The organism is Brevibacterium sp. CFH 10365, assembly GCF_009299785.1.
Classification (GTDB): domain Bacteria; phylum Actinomycetota; class Actinomycetes; order Actinomycetales; family Brevibacteriaceae; genus Brevibacterium; species Brevibacterium limosum.
The window spans coordinates 211,018-227,433 of the sequence record NZ_VIGO01000003.1; the positions used below are offsets into that span (position 1 = coordinate 211,018).

The window sequence follows — 16,416 nt, forward strand, 5'->3', positions numbered from 1 at the left end:
GCTCCACCCGCGGCCTCCGTGCCGGTGTTGCCCGATGGCTCGGGGGCGAAAGGCTCGGGAGTGGAAAAGGTACATCTTCCTCTGAACTGCTCACCGAAGAACGTGATGCGTCCAGAGGAACCCGGACCACAACAGCCTTCAGCAGCCGAGCACCAAACGCGAACAGCCCAGTCTTAGGTGAACTGCCCAGCTTCAAACGTGGGCTATTCAACTCACACTGGGCTGTTCGCAGACGCGCCGGGCCGGGCCGCGCCGACCCGCACCCCGCGCGGCTACGCCATTTCGAGGGCGGCTTCGGGCTTCGTGGTCCGGGCTCGGACGATGGCCAGCAGCGACATCACGATGCCGATGACCGCCCAGGCCAACAGTCCGCCGTAGGCGGCAGCCTGTCCGGTCGTGCCCGCGGCGATCGCAGCGAAGCCGTTCATCGCCGGGGTCAGCGGCAGGATCGGCGCGAGAAGATCGAAGAACTGCGGCACCGCTCCAATCGTCCGACCCGCCACGGCCAACACCACGGCGATGACCGAGAGGAACCGACCCACTCCTCCGAACCACGCCACGAGAGCGAAGTTCAGGATCATGAACACGATCGCTGAGACGAAGGTGAGCACCGCGATGTCGAAACCTTGGACTGCGTCGATGTCCATCACGGTGACCGCGAGGATCGAGAGCACGAGTGCCTGCAGCACGCCGACGACCAGTCCGGGCAGCAGTCCGCGCGCCCACACGGCGAACGAGGACTTCGTCGACAGCAGCGCCCAGGCCGGGATCGGTTTGAGCACCGTGTAGGTGACGAGCCCGCCGATCCACAAAGCGAGCATGATCAGCAGGGCGATCGTCGATCCGGCCAGCACATCCGTCACGCTGTCCGTGTCGGGAGCTTCGATGTTCGCCGAGGCGACCTTGGCCAAGCGGTCACGTTCCGGAGCCGTGTAGGACGGCACCTCGTCCGCGCCGTCCTCGACGCCGTCGGCGAACTTGCTCACGCCCTTCGCGTACTTGTCCGTGCCCTCATCGAGCTTGTCCAGTCCCGCCGCCAGCTCGGAGGTGCCGGTCGCGGCTTCGGAGACGCCGTCGGTGTACTTGCCGACCCCGGTGCTGTATTCGTTCAGCCCATCGCTGAGCTGACCGGCGCCGTCGGAGAGTTCGGAGGAACCGTCGGCGACCTTCCCGATGCCCTTGGACAGGGCAGGCATGCCGTCGGCGAGCTGCTCGTTGCCGTCGGCGACTCCGGCGGCACCCTGCCGCAGACCCTTCGAGGCTTCGAGCAGCTTCGGGGCGTTCTTCGAGATGTCCTCCATGCCCTTCATCAGGTCGCCGAGGCCGTCCTCGAGTCCCTTGACGAACTTGGTGACACCGTCGGAGAGCTCCGAAGCACCCTTGGCGAGGTCATCGGACCCGCCGAGGAGGGAGGAACCGTCCTTCTCCTGTTCGAGACCGTCGACGGCCTGGTTCAGACCGCCCGAGGTGCCGTTGAGGAGACCCTGAGCATAGGCCTGTTCGATGCCCTTGCAGACCTGGTCGGGCGTGCCGGTCGGGCACATCTCGGCCCGCGCCTGGTTCGCCTCGGCCTCGGTCATGATGCCCGCTTTGACGAGCCCGTCGAGATCAGGCTTCGTACCGGCCAGCTGGTCGGCCTGGTCGGCGCCCTCCTGCAGACCGTCACGGTACTGGTGCAGTCCGTCGGAGAGGCCGGTGGCTCCCTCGGACACGCCCTCGGCGCCCTTCTCGAGCTCCTTGCCGCCTTTCGTGATCTCGCCGAGGCCGCCTTCACCCGAGTCACCGGAACCGGTGAAGCCCTTGATGATCTGGTCGATGGACTTCGTGTATTCGTCGACACCGTCGGAGAGCTCACCGGACCCGTCGGCCAGCTTCTGCGTGCTGTCGGGCAGCTTCGACGTCTGCTCGTCGAGCTTGTTCAGCCCCCCGGACATCTCCGAGGCGCCCTTCGACAGGTCTCCGGCGCCCTTCGACAGGTCGGTCGCACCGGTCTTGAGTTCGCCGCCGGACCGGCCCAGCTCGTCCATGCCCTTGGACAGTTCACCGGCACCTTCGGCGGACTCTCCGGTGCCTTCCTTGAGTCCTTCGGCACCCTTGTCGAGTTCCCCGGCGGCGTCGCCGAGGTCCTTCATCTGCTCGCCCATCTTGTTGAAGCCGAGGTAGATGTTGTCGAGGTAGGTCTCTGTCATCTCCGTGTTGAACGTCGTCCGGGCCACCTCGGCGACGGAGCGGGAGATCTGCGTATCCAGCGCCGGAGCGGTGCCGGACACGTCGACGTCGAGCTGCGTCTGCGTCGCCGACTGTGCATCGTCGACCGAGGTCACAGCGCGGGAGAAACCTTCGGGGATCGTCAGCTGCGCGGCGTAGGAGCCGTCGGAGAGCCCCTTCTGCGCATCCTCTTCGTCGGTGATGACCCAGTGGATGTTGTTCGCGTCCTCACCCACGAGTCCGCTGGTCAGCTGCCGTCCGATCGGAACGGTCTCGCCGTCGACCTTCGCCCCGTCGTCGTTGTTGACGATGGCGGCTTCGATGGTCTCGAGACGATCGCCGCTCTTCCAGGTGGCGAGGATGAATCCGGCCGCCACGATGATCGGAATGAGGACCAGGCCGAGGAGGGACAGCCAGTTCACCGGCCGCTTCGAGTTCGCACGTTCGAGTCTCACGACTGCACGCCTTCCATGTTGGTGCTGTCGACGGCGTGAGTGTGTTCGCCGCCTGATTCGCTGTCGGTTCCGCCTCGCTCATCGGGTCGAGCCTCGTCGAGGTCGAGGTGGAAGTAGTTCGTTTCGGAGCTGAGGATCCCGGTCACATCCCCGTCGGGCAGGCCGAGGACGACGGTGGTGCCGTCGGCTGCGAGATCGGGCAGGAGGTCGCGCAGCCCGCGTCCGGCCTCCTCGGTGAGGTGCTGCGCACCGTCGATGACGATGAGATCCGGCGCCGAGGCGGCCCACCGGGACAGGTCCCGTGAACGCATCCCCCGGTTGCCGTCACCGGCATTGAGGTCGAGGTAGGGAACCTGACGGCGGACCCGTCCGGCGTGCTCGGGCAGGACGTGCGCTCCGATCTTCATCTCTCCGGCCGTGAGTCCGACGCGGCCGGAGACGGCCAGCAGGAGGGCCCGGCGGGCGGCGCCGCTGGCCACGAGGATCTGCCCGGGCAGCAGGGAGATGTCGACGCGGGCGAAGCCGCGGTCACCGGAGTACACGCCGATTCCGCGTCCGTAGACCCGGTAGTCCGAGTCCGGTTCCGGCCAATCGCGCAGGGCCACCTCGTGGGCGAGGCCCTCACCCTCGACGTCGAGCCTGGGCAGGAGCCGGTCGAGCCACTTCGGCAGCCACCAGGCCTTGTCGCCGAGGAGCTGCATGATCGCCGGCACGAGCGACATGCGCACGAGGAAGGCGTCGACGAAGATGCCCGAGGCCAGAGCGAGCGCGATCGATTTGATGATCGGTTCGCCCGCGGGGACGAAGGCCGCGAAGACCGAGAACATGATGATCGCCGCGGCTGAGACAACGCGGGCGGAGGAGGCGAATCCGGCCCTGATGGCGTCCTTGGCCGACGAGCCGTGGACATAGGCTTCGCGCATTCCGGAGACGAGGAAGACCTCGTAGTCCATGGCCAGTCCGAAGAGGATGCCCATGACGATGATCGGCAGGAAGCTGATGACCGGCCCCGTCGAGTCGATGCCCAGCGGTGCTGCGAAGAGTCCGTCGTGGAAGACGAGGACGACCGTGCCGAAGGAGGCGAAGACGGACAGGAGGAAGCCGCCGGTGGCCTTGAGCGGCACCGCGATCGAGCGGAAGACCATCATCAGCAGGATGATGGAGAGTCCGACGACGAAGATGCCGAAGGGCAGCAGCGCCTTGCCGAGCTGGTCGGAGACGTCGATCTGGATCGCGGTGGCACCCGTGACGGCGGTGTCGAAGTCGAAGTCGTCCTCGATCTCGTCGCTGAGGGAGCGCAGCCGGTCGACGGTGTCGAGGGTGGCCGGGTCATCGGAGGCGGTGGTCGGGATGATCTGGAACAGCGCGGTCGTGGCGTCGCGGTTCGGGGTGGCCATGATGACCTCTTCGACGCCGTCGACGTCCTCGATGCGCTTCTCGATGTCCTCGACGTCGCCGAGCGGGTCGTCGCTGGTCACGATCTGACTCGTCATCACCAGGGGCCCGTTGTAGCCGGGTCCGAAGTGTTCGTCGATGAGCTCGTAGGTCGCGCGAGCCGGCGTGCCCTCCTCCTGGTCGCCGGCCGTGGGCAGGGACAGCTGGAGCTGGGTGGCGGGGATCGCGAAGAGCGCGAGCCCGCCGACGATGACGATGATCGTCAGCAGCGGAATCTTCGTCACCGCCCTGAGCCACCCGGCGAAGAACTTGTTCATGATCGTCGGCGGGTACGGGTCGCCGGCCTCGGCGCGAGCTTCCGCGGCGATCTGCTCCCGCGTTGCCGGGTCGCTGACCTCGGCGAGGGGGGACGCGGAACCGGCGGTCGCCTCGGTGCCGGTCGATGAGTCCTCCGCCGAGGCGGCTGTGCCGTTCTTCGCCCGCCGAGCGGCCGCGGCGTGGGCCTTCCGATAGCGTTTCGTCGGCTTCGGGGTGATCTTCGACTTCACGAGGCCGAGCAGGGCGGGGACCATCGTCAGCGAGATCATCACGGCCACGGCGACGGAGCCGGAGGCACCGATGCCCATGATCGTGAGGAAGGGGATACCGGCCAGGGCGAGTCCGAACAGAGCGATCATCACGGTCATACCGGCGAAGACGACGGCGGATCCGGCGGTGGCGACGGCTCGTCCGGCCGCCTCGACGGGGTCGTGGCCCTCGGCCAGGAGGTCTCTGGCTCGGGAGACGATGAAGAGGGCGTAGTCGATGCCCACGGCCAGTCCGAGCATGAGCGCGAGCATGATCGATGAGGAGTTGATCGTCGCGAATGCGGTGCCCCCGACGATGAGCAGCACGGAGATGCCGACGCCGATGAGCGCGGTGATCAGCGGCATGCCGGCCGCGCGGAAGGAGCCGAGGGTGAGCAGGAGGACGATGAAGGCGATGACGACGCCGATGCCTTCGACCCAGGAGATCTCGACACCGGTGATCTGGAAGAGTTCGCCGCCGCCTTCGACCTGCGCCCCGGGCAGGTCGGCCCGCAGCGGGTCGAGGGCGTCGAGGAGATTGTCGCCGGCATCCTCGCCGACGTCCTGCTGAGTGCCGTCGTACTGGACGGAGATCATGGCCGCCGAGTCGTCCTGGCTGATGGCGCCCTCGACGAGGTCGGAGTACGGGGAGGTCACCGTGTCGACGTGCGGGAGGTCTTCGAGCCGTTCGACCTCCTCGGCGATCGCGTCCCTGTACTTCTCGTCCGTGACCTTCTCCCCGTCATCGGCGACGACGATGACGGAGGCCGCGACACCGGCCGCCTCGGGGAACGTCGACTTCATCGAGTCGAGCGCGGTCTGAGCTTCGGACCCGGGCAGCGTGAAGTCGTCGTCGAAGTCCTTGGCGAACGCGGCGACTCCGGCGCCGACGAGCGCGAAGATCACAAGCCAGGCAGCGATGATCCGCCAGGGTGCCTGATACGCACGGCGCCCCAGGGCATAGAGGAAAGTTGACACGATGACCTCGATACAAAAGTGTATTGGATACAGTATTGTATTGTTGTGCAATACCCACCCTCCATGCAAATGGATCCCAGATTGAGCGGGGATTCTCATGAGATGCTCAGCCGCCCTGCCCGCCGACCCTCCATCACGGCCGGCCCTGCCGCCGGCGCCGCAACCTGCACCGCCATGGCCCTCGCCGAGACCACTGCAACGAAATGACGATGAACACAGACGAACTCAGTCCCCGCAGACGCCAGACCCGGTCCACCCTCGTTCAAGCCGGCACCTCGGTCTTCGCCGTGCGCGGCATCGACGGCGCCTCGATCGAGGAGATCTGCGAGGCCGGCGGGCTGACCCGCGGGGCGTTCTATTCGAACTTCTCCAGCCGGGACGATCTGGTGCTCGCGATCATCGAGATGCGCACCTCGGAGAATCTCGATCGTCTCGACGCCACGATTCAGCGCTGGACAGAGCAGCTGACCGCGACGACCGAGGCGCCGGAGATCAAGGCGCTGATGACGACGTTCATCGACGATGTCTTCAACGAGAAGAAGCAGACCGTGGCCGAGACCATCACCGAGCAGGAGATCGAGCTCTACTGCCTGCGGGTGCCCCACCTCCACGCCCGCTACGTCGAGCTCAACGCCTCTCAGTTCGAGCGGCTGGCGGCCCTGGTGACCACGGCCCTCGACGTCGCCGGCGCCACACCGAAGCAGCCGATCGGCGACTTCCTCACGGTCATCATCTCCGTGTTCAACCGGATCGCGCTCTCCGCGGCGGCCGGCAAGGCGATGGATGAACACGTCGACATCGACCCGGGTCTCATCGTCGAGGTGCTCATGCATCTCATCGACTTCTGTCCCGGCGACGGGGACTGAGCAGGCTCACCGACGTGGTTCGAGGCACTAAGGTGGTGCCCGTGAACGAACTCCAGCGCGAATTCTCTGCTTTCATCAACAACATGGACGTCCGCCTCGGCGCGTTCGTCCTCGCCGACCTGCCCGAGACCTTCGAGAAGGAGGACGGGGAGACCGTGGCGTTCCCGAAGGACTTCGGGCCGAAATCGCTGCCGATGCTCGAACTCTTCGTGCTCTCGAAGTTCCCGAACACCGAAGAGATCCTCAAACCGGAGCACCGCCGCTTCTTCGAGGGACTCATCCGCTACCTCGGCGAAACCTACCTGCGCGCGATCGGCGGCGTCTGGGACCACGACGAGTCGACGGGCAGCGGGATGCCGTTCATCCGGCCAGACAACGCCGACGGCCCGGCCGCCGGTGAGCCGATCCCATTGGTCGGCATTGTGCTGACCGCCGTCGATCAGCGCAGCGCCGAGGTATTCACCGCAGTGCTCGAAAAGGCCCGGGAGCTCCTCGGCGGCGACGGCCGGCCGCGGCGCAGAGGCACGGGGCTCTCACTCGGCGTGCTCAATGCTGAGAATTCCAGCGAGGAGGAAGTCGAATTCCTCTCTCGCTTCATCGGCACCGTCGAACCGGGCATCGCCGCCTGGACCCAGGAGCAGGCCGACCCGAGTTCGTGGGGCTTCGACCGGGAGAGCCTGGCCCGCCTGGGCAGACAGGTCGCGGTCCGCTACGACGGCCCCGATGACATGATCGCCGAGGACGAGACTCCCTTCACCGCCGGTGCCATGCGCTTCATCGGTGAGACGGTGCGCCGAACCGCCTTCGGTCAGTGGCGCTACGGTGCCGGACTCGAAGCCGATGATCCGCGCAGCAAGCAGCCGTTCATCCGCTTCGTCATCGGCGATCAGAACCTCGACCTCGTGCCATGGCGCCTCATCCAGGCAGCGCTGGAGAACGATGATGCGATCGCCTCCGCCCTCGACGCGGTCATCGAGATGCGCGAGCAGGAAGCCGCAGAGGCGACCGAGAAGTCCGACTGAACCGACCGCGTGTGGGACCGCCGCCGGCTCAGAGTTGGAAGCGGCGGTTTCCGCGCAGACCCTCGGCCGGCGACCCGGGAGCAAGGTCGATCTGCCTGCGCGCCGGATCGATGCGCACGCTCACCAGCGTCGCCGACCGATCCCCGTAGGCGGCGCCGGGTGCCGGAATGCAGCACACGGGTGCCTGTCCCGGTCCCGTCGTCAGCAACTTCGTGAGGTCGCCGACCGTGACGGCCGCGTGCCCTTCGCCGACGCCGGGTGAGGCGGCGTCGTCGGGTGCAGTGGCGTCGTCGGGTGCAGCGGCTTCGTCGGGTGCGGCCTCGCCGGTACGCGCCCGGGCACGTTCGGCTTCGAAGTCGGCGACGGCGCCCTCGAGGTGCCGATAGCGGTCCTGCGAGGTCGAATCGGGGCGCAGCTCAAGCGCACCGTCGAGCAGATCCGGGTGCAGAAAATGGTTCGTGTGGAGGAGGAACCCGGACTCCCCCGTCTCTCCGTCGGCCGCACTGCCCGCGCGGGCCCGCCGCTCGCGCTTGAGTGCACCGGCGATCTCGACCTGGACGGCCGCCTCGGCGGTGATGACGGTGATCACCGACGAGGACGAGGTCGCGGCGCTTCGGATGATCTCGAGCGCCTCGTCGAGAGTGCCGGCTTCGGCCAGGACCCGGGCGAGGATCATATGGATGGGCACTCCCCCAGCCTCGTCGCCGGCGTGTTTGAGGATGTTGAGCAGCACCCCGACACCGGCCTCGTTGAGACCGATCTTGCCGAGCATTCCGAACTCGGCGATGCCCACATGTCGGTGCTGACCAGGCACGGAACCGACGTCGTTGAAATGCCACAGCGAGGAGAAGTCCGCGGCCCAGTCCCAGTTCTGCGCGGCCACGGAGGCGCCCGGGCTCGTGTGGCTGACGGTCGAGCATTCGGTCGGTGCGGCCTTCGCCTGGGTCATGATCTCGGTGCGGGCGATGATCTCCATGAGCTCTATGACATCGATGTCCGCACCCGCGGCCACGGCTTCGACCTCCTCGGCGCCGGTCGGCCACCACTGCCTGAGTCGCTCAAGACTCGCCACGGTCGCGGATTCCACGGCCGCCTCGGGGATGGACAGATGCGAGAAGTAACGGCGATAGGCTCTGCGGGTGGATTCGATTCCCGTGCGCAGCTCCTGGCCGCGGCGGTGACCGCGCTCGATATGGTCGCTCGCGCGGACGGCGAAGGTCGTGGGCCGCACCTCGGCGGCGGGAACGAATTCGGTGCTCATGACGACTCCTCCTTCAGTCGAAATCGGCTCAGTCCGTGCCGACGAGCGAGCCGACGCCGATGTCGATACCGAGATAATGCATGTGCGCGGCAGTTTCGGCAAGGGCGGCGAAGAGGTTGAAGTTGTGCAGGCTCTCGAAGCCGCGTGACCAGTGCAGGCCCGCCGCGATCGAAAAGACGCTGTGGTCGTCGGTGGACTCCATGCGGGCGCGGATCTCGCCGAGTCGTTCGTGGTGGTGTTCGACGAGTTCGACCTTGCGGTCGTGCAGTCCGCTGAAGCGGAATCCGTGGGCCGGCAGCACCGCCACATCCTCGTCGAGCCCGCCGATCTTCTCCAGCGAGCGCAGATAGTCGCCGAGGCTGTGCGTGATCGCGCCGGAATCGAGGCCGATGTTCGGGGTGATCGTCGGCAGCACGTGGTCGCCGGAGAAGAACAGCTTGTCCTCGTCGCGGACGAACGCCGAGTGCCCGTAGGTGTGCCCTGGCGTCCACATTGCCGTCACTCGGCCCTCGTCGAGAGGGAGGTCGGTGCCGTCGTCGAGGACGTGGATGTTCTCGGGCAGCCGGCTCATCGCCTGCTTGTACAGGCTCATCGAGTCGTGTTTGGCCCCGCCCTTGCTCGATCCGACCTGGAGGCTTTCGACTTCGGCCCAGCGGTCCTCGGGGACTCCGTAGGCGCGGGCGATGTTGAGGTTGGGGTCGATGCCGGTGCCGAGGTCGACGGCGTCGGTGTAGAAGCGTCTGATCGCGCGCAGGTCCTCGCCGTGCATGGCGACCCAGGCGTCGGGGTTCTTCGCGAGCAGTGCGGGCACGAGTCCGATGTGGTCGCGGTGGTAGTGGGTGATCGCGATCCCGCGGATATCGGCGACGGTGAAGCCGAGGTCGGCCAGCGCCGAGGTGAGCGCCAGGTACTGGTCCTTGCCGTCCCAGCCCGGGTCGATGAGGACGACGCCGGAGCCGTCGGCGATGGCATAGCAGTAGGTGAAGACGAGAGGGTTGTTCGGGATCGGGACCGGAAGGGCCCAGACACCCTCGGCGACCTGTTCGACAGGAGGCAGGACTCGGTCTTTCCATGCCGCCGACTGCTGGGAACTGAGCGATTCGATCGCCATACTTCTCTCACACCTCTCGCTGGGGCCACATTGTCCGTTGACTGCAATCTACTCCGTTTCCGATCGTTGCTGAAAAAGCATTCGATCAATGGCCGAGGCGGGTGGGCCGCACCTGAGGTGCAGTCGGTCGGCGAAGCGCAGGGGACGACGGTCTGCGCGGCTGCGAACTGGGCAACGGTGAGTGGCTAGCCGCCTCAGCGAGGGAAGGATTCGGATCCGCGATTGAGCACTACCGATATCGTCGATCGCCATGATCGATTTCGTCGCTATGACATCTAATCAGTACTGATTGTCTGCAGATTCTCCTCGACAGCTTTCGTTTTCAGTACTTTCAGCGTTAAGATCATGACGCACATCACTGCCGGGCCCTCGTCGACGCCGATGATCGCGGACCGGCAGGCAGCAAGACTCATTGGGGAGGATTGATATGGCTGCTTCTGGCTCACTGAAGCGCAACCTCGGGCTGTGGTCCATCGTCGGACTCGGGCTCGGCTACATGACGCCGACGGTCGTCTTCGACACGTTCGGAATCGTGTCCGACGAGACCGCGGGAGCCGTGCCCTCGGCGTATCTGATCGCTCTCGTCGTCATGATCTTCACGGCGTTCAGCTACGGCAAGATGGTCAAGATCTTCCCGACCGCGGGCTCGGCCTACACCTATACGCGGGAGACGATGTCGCCGGGGCTCGGCTTCCTCGTCGGATGGACATCTCTGATGGACTATCTGCTGCTGCCGATGGTCAACTGCCTCATCGCTCGCCTCTATATGGAGTCGCTCGTGCCCGATGCGCCGCCGTGGGTGTGGGTCGTCGTCTATACGGTCGTCATGACCGGCATCGTCACCTCGTCTATGCGGGGGACGGCGAACTTCAACGCCGTGCTGCTCATCTTCGCGGTCACGATGGTCGCCCTCTTCTGCATCTTCGCGGTCGTCAACCTCACCAACGGCGACGGCGCCGGAGTCGTATTCAGCCCCGAACCGTTCGTCCACGAGGGAGTCAAGCTCTCGACGCTGCTCACCGGCGCCACCGTCGTGTGCTTCTCGTTCATCGGCTTCGACGCCGTGACGATGTACACGAACGAGGCCAAGCACGTGAACCTCATGCCCAAGGCGATCATGCTCACCGTCGTCGCCGGCGGTGCCATCTTCCTCATCGCCAGCTACTTCGCGCAGCTGCTCTTCCCGGACAACTCGCAGTTCACCATCGTCGACGACCCGCTGCCGGAGATCGGCTTCCTCACCGGCGGTCACGTCTTCCAGGGCTTCTTCCTGGCCGCAGCGTTCGCGGCCACGATCGCCTCGGGGCTGGCCTCACACGCATCCGTCTCGCGAATGCTGCTGGTGATGGGGCGCAACGGCGTGCTGCCGCGCAGGGCCTTCGGCTACATCAACCCGAAGACGCACACGCCGGTGTTCAACATCGTGCTCGTCGGCGCCGTGTGCCTGCTCGCGATGTCGTTCAGTCTCGAGTTCATCTCTGCGCTCATCAACTTCGGTGCACTCATCGCGTTCACCTTCGTCAACCTCACGGTCATCGCCCACTATGCGTTCCGGACCAGGCAGGTGAAGGACTTCAAGACGGCGTTCGATTTCGTCGTCATGCCGGCGATCGGTGCGATCCTCACCGGCGTGCTGTGGGTGAGCCTGCACGAGACGGCACTCATCGGCGGCCTCGTGTGGCTGACCATCGGCGTCATCTACCTGGCGATCATGACCCGCGGATTCCGCCGCTCAGTGCGCAGCTTCGACGACCCCGAGGCCGACGCGAAGATGTCCGAACCCGAAGTGACCGAGGCTGGCGAAGGCGCTGGGACACACGACGGTTCCGGCGGTCCTGAGCAGGGAGCGCCCGTGCGGGACTGAGGCTGCGCGACTGGGCCTGCGGCAGCGGCACCACTCGGACCGTCGTTCAAGCGCTGCATCGCAGAAATCCCGTCGTTCAAGGCCAAGCGCGGTTATCGGTAGGTCTGCCTAGCGAAAAGCGCACTTGGCCTTGAACGAGCGAAAGCCCCCGAACTCTTCGCTGATGACGTTGAATTCGGGGGCTCTTCACTGGGCGGAAGCGGTGGGATTCGAACCCACGGTGCGGGGTTGCCGCACAACGGTTTTCAAGACCGTCTCCTTCGGCCGCTCGGACACGCTTCCCTCGGTTCATCGATGCATGTGAGAGCAACGATGAGAACCCGGCCTGCCCAGCACAAGGCTGAGCCACCATAGTTTCTCACAACTGGATCAGCATCTGCCAATTGGTCGTTCAGCGCCCGACCGACATCAGTGCGGTCCGGCGCGCGACCGGGTCAGTCCTTCTTGCGCTTCTTCGCTCGATTGCGCTTGCGCTCCGTGCCCAGAAGGTCGTCGAAGACCGAACGGCTCTCCGGCTCGGAGCCGGCGCCCGATTTGTCGGCGGCGCGGCCACTGGGCTTGCCGGAAGCGCTGGCCGTTTCCTCGAGGCGATCGCTCCAGGTCTTGCCGAGCTTCGGCGCGTCCTTCGGCTTGGACGGCTGCGCCTGATGTCCGGTGCTGTCGGCGTCCTCCGAGGTGGCACCGCGCGCCGCGAACGTCGCAGGCACCCGCTGGACGGGGACCTCAGCCTCTTCCTCGTCGACGAACTCTTCGTCGCCAGCGGGCTTCGAAGCGTTCGCGGGCTTCGCAGCTTCCGCAGACTCAGGTGCGTTCGCGGCTTCCGCAGACCGAGATGCATCCGCTTGCTTCGAGGCGTCCGTGTGCTTTGACGCCTCCACAGGCTTCTCGGACCCGGCGGCCGGAGCTGCTTCGGGCACGTCGTCCTGGGGCGGAACCACAGTGGAGTCCTCGACATCGTCGATGTCGGGATCAGCGACCGCGTCGACGGTGTTCTCGGCGGTATCGGCGACCTCTTCGGCTTCGGGATCACCGGCTTCAGACTCGTCAGCTTCGAGTTCACCAACGTCGGACTCGCCGGTCTCGGGTTCACCGGCGACGTGCTCTGCCGCGGGATCCTCGCCGACCACGGTCTCTGCTCCGGGTGCCTCAGCAGCTTCGGGCTCCGCGTCGGAAGCCTCGTCGCTCTTCGCCGTCGGCACTTCGGCGCCAGAATCCTCGGAGTCCGAGTCTTCGACGTCCGAGTTCGCGATCGCTGCCGCGACGGCACCGGACGTACCTCGGGGAGCAGCACCGACCGACTCCGAATCGGCGGCCGTCGCTTCGTCGGCAGGCGGCGCCACAGCGAACGAATCACCCGACTCACCTTCAGCGGCCGAGTCCCCAGCAGCCGCGGCACCGACTGCGGGGCCGGAGGCGCGCGACTCTTCGCCTTGATCAGAATCGGCCTGGCCGGAACCCGACTCACCGGAACCGGCCCAGCCCGGGGCGGGCTCGGCGGCGGCCTCCTCGGCGCGGGACGGCTTGCCCTTGAGCACAAGGGAGAGTGTGGCCAGCGGGACGGACAGCCAGTTCGGGCGGTTGCGCAGCTCGGTGACGACCTCGACGAGGAGTCGGTCGATCAGTGCCGCCCGCAGCACCGGATCGCTCAGCCCGATGCTGTCGCCGCGAGCTCGCGAATACCCGGACAGCAGCGAGTTCTGCACCTGCGAGGCCCACAGGTATTCGGGCGAGTCGAAGATCGCGCGAAGTGCCCCCGGATCGTTGCCGAAGCCGCTGACGACCAGTGAGCCGTCCTCGGAGTCCAAGGCGTCGGTGCGCTGCAGACGAGCGAAACCGGCGGCGTAGTCGATGCTGCGCAGCAGCGCCACGAGGTCGAAGGCGGCCGGTTTGGGATCCGAATTCGTCGAATCCGTGAACTTCACGACTGAATAGCCGTCGGTCGAGGAGCTGACCACATGGTCCAGCGTGAGCTCGCCGTGGATCTTCTGCAGGGTGCCGATGGTCTCGAGTCCCTGTAGCCTCGCACGGTGCCCGCGCAGCTCCGGGACCAGCGAATCCAGTGCCAGAGGTGCCCGGCCCAGCGCCCAGTCGATGCGCTCGACCCACTTCTGCACCAGCTGCTTCGTCGGTTCGCCGGCACCTTCGACGACTCCGAACTCGGCGGCCATGTCAGTGTGGAGTTCGCCGATGCGCCGACCCATCTCCGCGGCATGGGCGTTATACGCCCCGATCGAACCGGAATCGACGGCGCACACCGTGTTCACGGCCTCTCGCCACGCGGGTTCGGCGTCGACATCGACGTGGGAGAGCAGCGCCATCGGCGCCTCCATCTCCTGGACCTCGAACATGTCGTACCAGCGACCCGAGCCCCAGCCGATGACCTCGGGCACGCTGCGCGAACCCGCCTCGGTGAGCAGGACGGGGATCGTCAGCGATGACGGCATCCCATTCTCGAGGACACGGAAGAAAGAGAGCTCCATCGGCTCGTATTCGTCGTGGATGATGACGGTCGACTTGTGCGGCCCGGAGTCCGAGACCTCGATCGGTCGGATCTCGACGGGCATGACGTCCTCCGCCCCCACTGTGAGGTCACCGATCGATGGCTTCGGAGGGACCGCCTCGGCGGCGGTGTGGTCAGTCGAATTCGCCGAGGCGGCCGCCCCGTTCGCGGTCACCGGGAACGGCATCGGCGCTCGGTCCCGGGCCTCGGTCTTCTCCTGACTGTGGCGCAGGGATTCGGTGGACAGCTGCCCGCCGTCGAAGACCTTGCGCTTCGTGATCGCGTCGGCCATGAGGTTGACGAAGACTGGATCAGCGGCGCCGTCATAGACGTAGACCGTGCCGAGCGCGAGGTCGTCGACGCGTCCGATAAGGGCGTGGCGCAGGTGCATGTCCTCGGCACCGCGCAGGGTCAGGGGGATGTTGAGGCGACGCAGGGTGGGGCCGTCGCCGACGGAGATGACGGTCACGAGACCGGCGAAGCCTCCGAGCTCCTCGGCGGTATAAGTGAACGCGCGGGCCACCGACATGGGCGTGATGTCGGGGTCGGTCCCGAAATCTGCTGCGAGCTTGGGGAACCACGGCTGTCGGGGTATCCAGCTGGCTAACAGTTGTTCGAGCTCACTGCTGATGGCCATGACGTCTCCTAGAAGGGATTACGGGCATCCTCCATCCAATCATGATATGGGGTATAGGCGGTCCAGGGCGCACCCGAAACCCCGAAGTCGGGAGCCGAATCACGCAGGATGGGCGGGCACGAGGCGTCCTCATGTCGATACGAGTTGCCAAATGGCAAGACAAAGGGCGCACAATAGTCTGGTGGTTGAAACAGACATGACTCCCCAGAAGCTCACACTCGCCGACGAGGTCGAGGCGGCTGCGCTGCGAATTTCCGATTCCGTCATCCTGTCGCCACTTCAGATCTGCGAGCGGCTGACGACCGCAACCGGCTCGACGGTCTACCTCAAGCGCGAGGACCTGCAGATGGTGCGGTCCTACAAGATCCGCGGGGCCTTCAACTTCATGCTCCAGCTCGATGCCGGCGAGCGCGCTCGCGGAGTCGTGTGCGCCTCGGCAGGCAACCATGCCCAGGGCTTCGCCCGCGCCTGCAGGGAGCTGGGCATCCAGGGCACGATCTTCGTGCCCAAGACGACGCCGAAGCAGAAGATCGAGCGCGTCCGCCACTTCGGCGGGGAGCAGGTGACGATCGAGATCGCCGGCTCCACCTACGATGACGCCTCGGCGCTGGCCCACCGATTCGCCGAACGCAACGAAGCTCTCCTGGTATCGGCCTTCGACGATATGCGCACCATCGCAGGTCAGGGCACCGTGGCCGCGGAGATCCACGCTCAGCTCGAGACCGACCCCGACTACATCATCGTGCCCGTCGGCGGCGGCGGCGTGCTCGCCGGAGTCGCCGCCTATGCGGCCGAACGGATGCCGAACACGAAGGTCATCGGCGCCGAACCCGCCGGTGCCGCCTCGATGATCGCAGCTCTCAAGGCCGGCCACCCCGTGACCTTGGAGAACATCGACCGCTTCGCCGACGGCACCGCTGTGCGCCGGGCCGGCAACATCACCTACGACGTCATCGCCGAACTCGGCCTCGACCTGCGTCCCGTCGCCGAGGGCGCGGTGGCCACCGAGATGCTCGATATGTACCAGGTCGACGGAATCATCGCCGAACCCTCCGGAGCCCTGGCCTCGGCGGGAATCGGCGGACCGGATTCGGACAAGCCGATCACGATCGAACCGGGGTCGACCGTGGTGTGCCTGGTCTCCGGCGGCAACAACGACATCTCCCGCTACCCGGAGATCCTCGAGCGCTCACTCGTCCACGAGGGCCTCAAGCACTACTTCATCGTCGACTTCCCGCAGGAGCCCGGGGCGCTGCGCCGCTTCCTCAACGAGGTGCTCGGGCCCGAGGACGATATCGCGATGTTCGAGTACGTCAAACGCTCCGACCGGGAGACCGGACCGGCGTTCGTCGGCATTCAGCTCGGCTATGCCGAAGACCTGCCGAATCTGCTCGAGCGGATGGAAGCCTCATCGATCGAGGTCGAGCGCGTGCACCAGAACTCACCGATGTTCCGTCTCTTCGCCTGAGGGGCTGGGCGGCGGGCTGGCGGGCTGGGTGCATTTGCCACCGCGTAATTCGGCTCGGTAGCGGTCTGGACAGGCACCGCGGTGC

Annotated in this window: 10 protein-coding genes and 1 tRNA gene; 5 read left to right on the top strand and 6 right to left on the bottom strand. The window is 66.2% G+C overall.

Going from position 1 to position 16,416, the window contains the following annotated elements; genetic code table 11:
* Window positions 1-272 precede the first annotated feature (272 nt).
* Together FHG09_RS07150 and FHG09_RS07155 are read right to left on the bottom strand one after the other, a co-directional pair.
* Window positions 273-2,663, bottom strand: coding sequence for a YhgE/Pip domain-containing protein (locus FHG09_RS07150; protein ID WP_152346964.1), 2,391 nt, complete (start codon window positions 2,661-2,663; stop codon window positions 273-275).
* Complete coding sequence (locus tag FHG09_RS07155) at window positions 2,660-5,602, bottom strand: MMPL family transporter (RefSeq protein ID WP_152346965.1); 2,943 nt, start codon at window positions 5,600-5,602, stop codon at window positions 2,660-2,662. The genes FHG09_RS07150 and FHG09_RS07155 overlap by 4 nt, the downstream gene beginning before the upstream one ends.
* A gap of 69 nt (window positions 5,603-5,671) precedes the next feature.
* Between FHG09_RS07155 and FHG09_RS19785 the strand changes: the two genes are divergently transcribed.
* Genes FHG09_RS19785 through FHG09_RS07165 form a run of 3 tightly spaced genes read left to right on the top strand, consistent with a single transcriptional unit; the run spans window position 5,672 to window position 7,490 of the window.
* Window positions 5,672-5,809: a hypothetical protein gene (locus FHG09_RS19785; RefSeq protein ID WP_193627303.1), complete on the top strand. Its 138-nt coding sequence runs from the start codon at window positions 5,672-5,674 to the stop codon at window positions 5,807-5,809.
* Between the two features lie 2 nt (window positions 5,810-5,811).
* A complete protein-coding gene (locus tag FHG09_RS07160; RefSeq protein WP_152346966.1) occupies window positions 5,812-6,468 on the top strand; it encodes a TetR/AcrR family transcriptional regulator in 657 nt (218 codons plus the stop codon).
* Between the two features lie 41 nt (window positions 6,469-6,509).
* Window positions 6,510-7,490, top strand: a complete 981-nt coding sequence (locus FHG09_RS07165; RefSeq protein WP_152346967.1) for a hypothetical protein — start codon at window positions 6,510-6,512, stop codon at window positions 7,488-7,490.
* Window positions 7,491-7,518: 28 nt separating this feature from the next.
* Here the strand turns inward: FHG09_RS07165 and FHG09_RS07170 are convergent, their stop codons facing one another.
* Complete coding sequence (locus FHG09_RS07170) at window positions 7,519-8,751, bottom strand: C45 family autoproteolytic acyltransferase/hydolase (protein ID WP_152346968.1); 1,233 nt, start codon at window positions 8,749-8,751, stop codon at window positions 7,519-7,521.
* A gap of 28 nt (window positions 8,752-8,779) precedes the next feature.
* Window positions 8,780-9,862, bottom strand: coding sequence for an MBL fold metallo-hydrolase (locus FHG09_RS07175; RefSeq protein ID WP_152346969.1), 1,083 nt, complete (start codon window positions 9,860-9,862; stop codon window positions 8,780-8,782).
* A gap of 427 nt (window positions 9,863-10,289) precedes the next feature.
* Between FHG09_RS07175 and FHG09_RS07180 the strand changes: the two genes are divergently transcribed.
* A complete protein-coding gene (locus FHG09_RS07180) occupies window positions 10,290-11,726 on the top strand; it encodes an APC family permease (RefSeq protein WP_152346970.1) in 1,437 nt (478 codons plus the stop codon).
* Between the two features lie 194 nt (window positions 11,727-11,920).
* Here FHG09_RS07180 and FHG09_RS07185 read toward each other — a convergent pair.
* Window positions 11,921-12,008, bottom strand: a tRNA-Ser gene (locus FHG09_RS07185).
* 152 nt (window positions 12,009-12,160) lie between these two features.
* Entirely contained in the window at window positions 12,161-14,863 is a 2,703-nt protein-coding gene (locus tag FHG09_RS07190) for a maltokinase N-terminal cap-like domain-containing protein (protein ID WP_152346971.1), read from the bottom strand.
* A 196-nt stretch (window positions 14,864-15,059) separates the two neighbouring features.
* Here FHG09_RS07190 and ilvA point away from each other — a divergent pair, with 196 nt between their 5' ends.
* On the top strand, window positions 15,060-16,331 hold the full coding sequence (gene ilvA, locus FHG09_RS07195; protein ID WP_193627324.1) for a threonine ammonia-lyase IlvA: 1,272 nt from the start codon (window positions 15,060-15,062) through the stop codon (window positions 16,329-16,331).
* Window positions 16,332-16,416 lie beyond the last annotated feature (85 nt).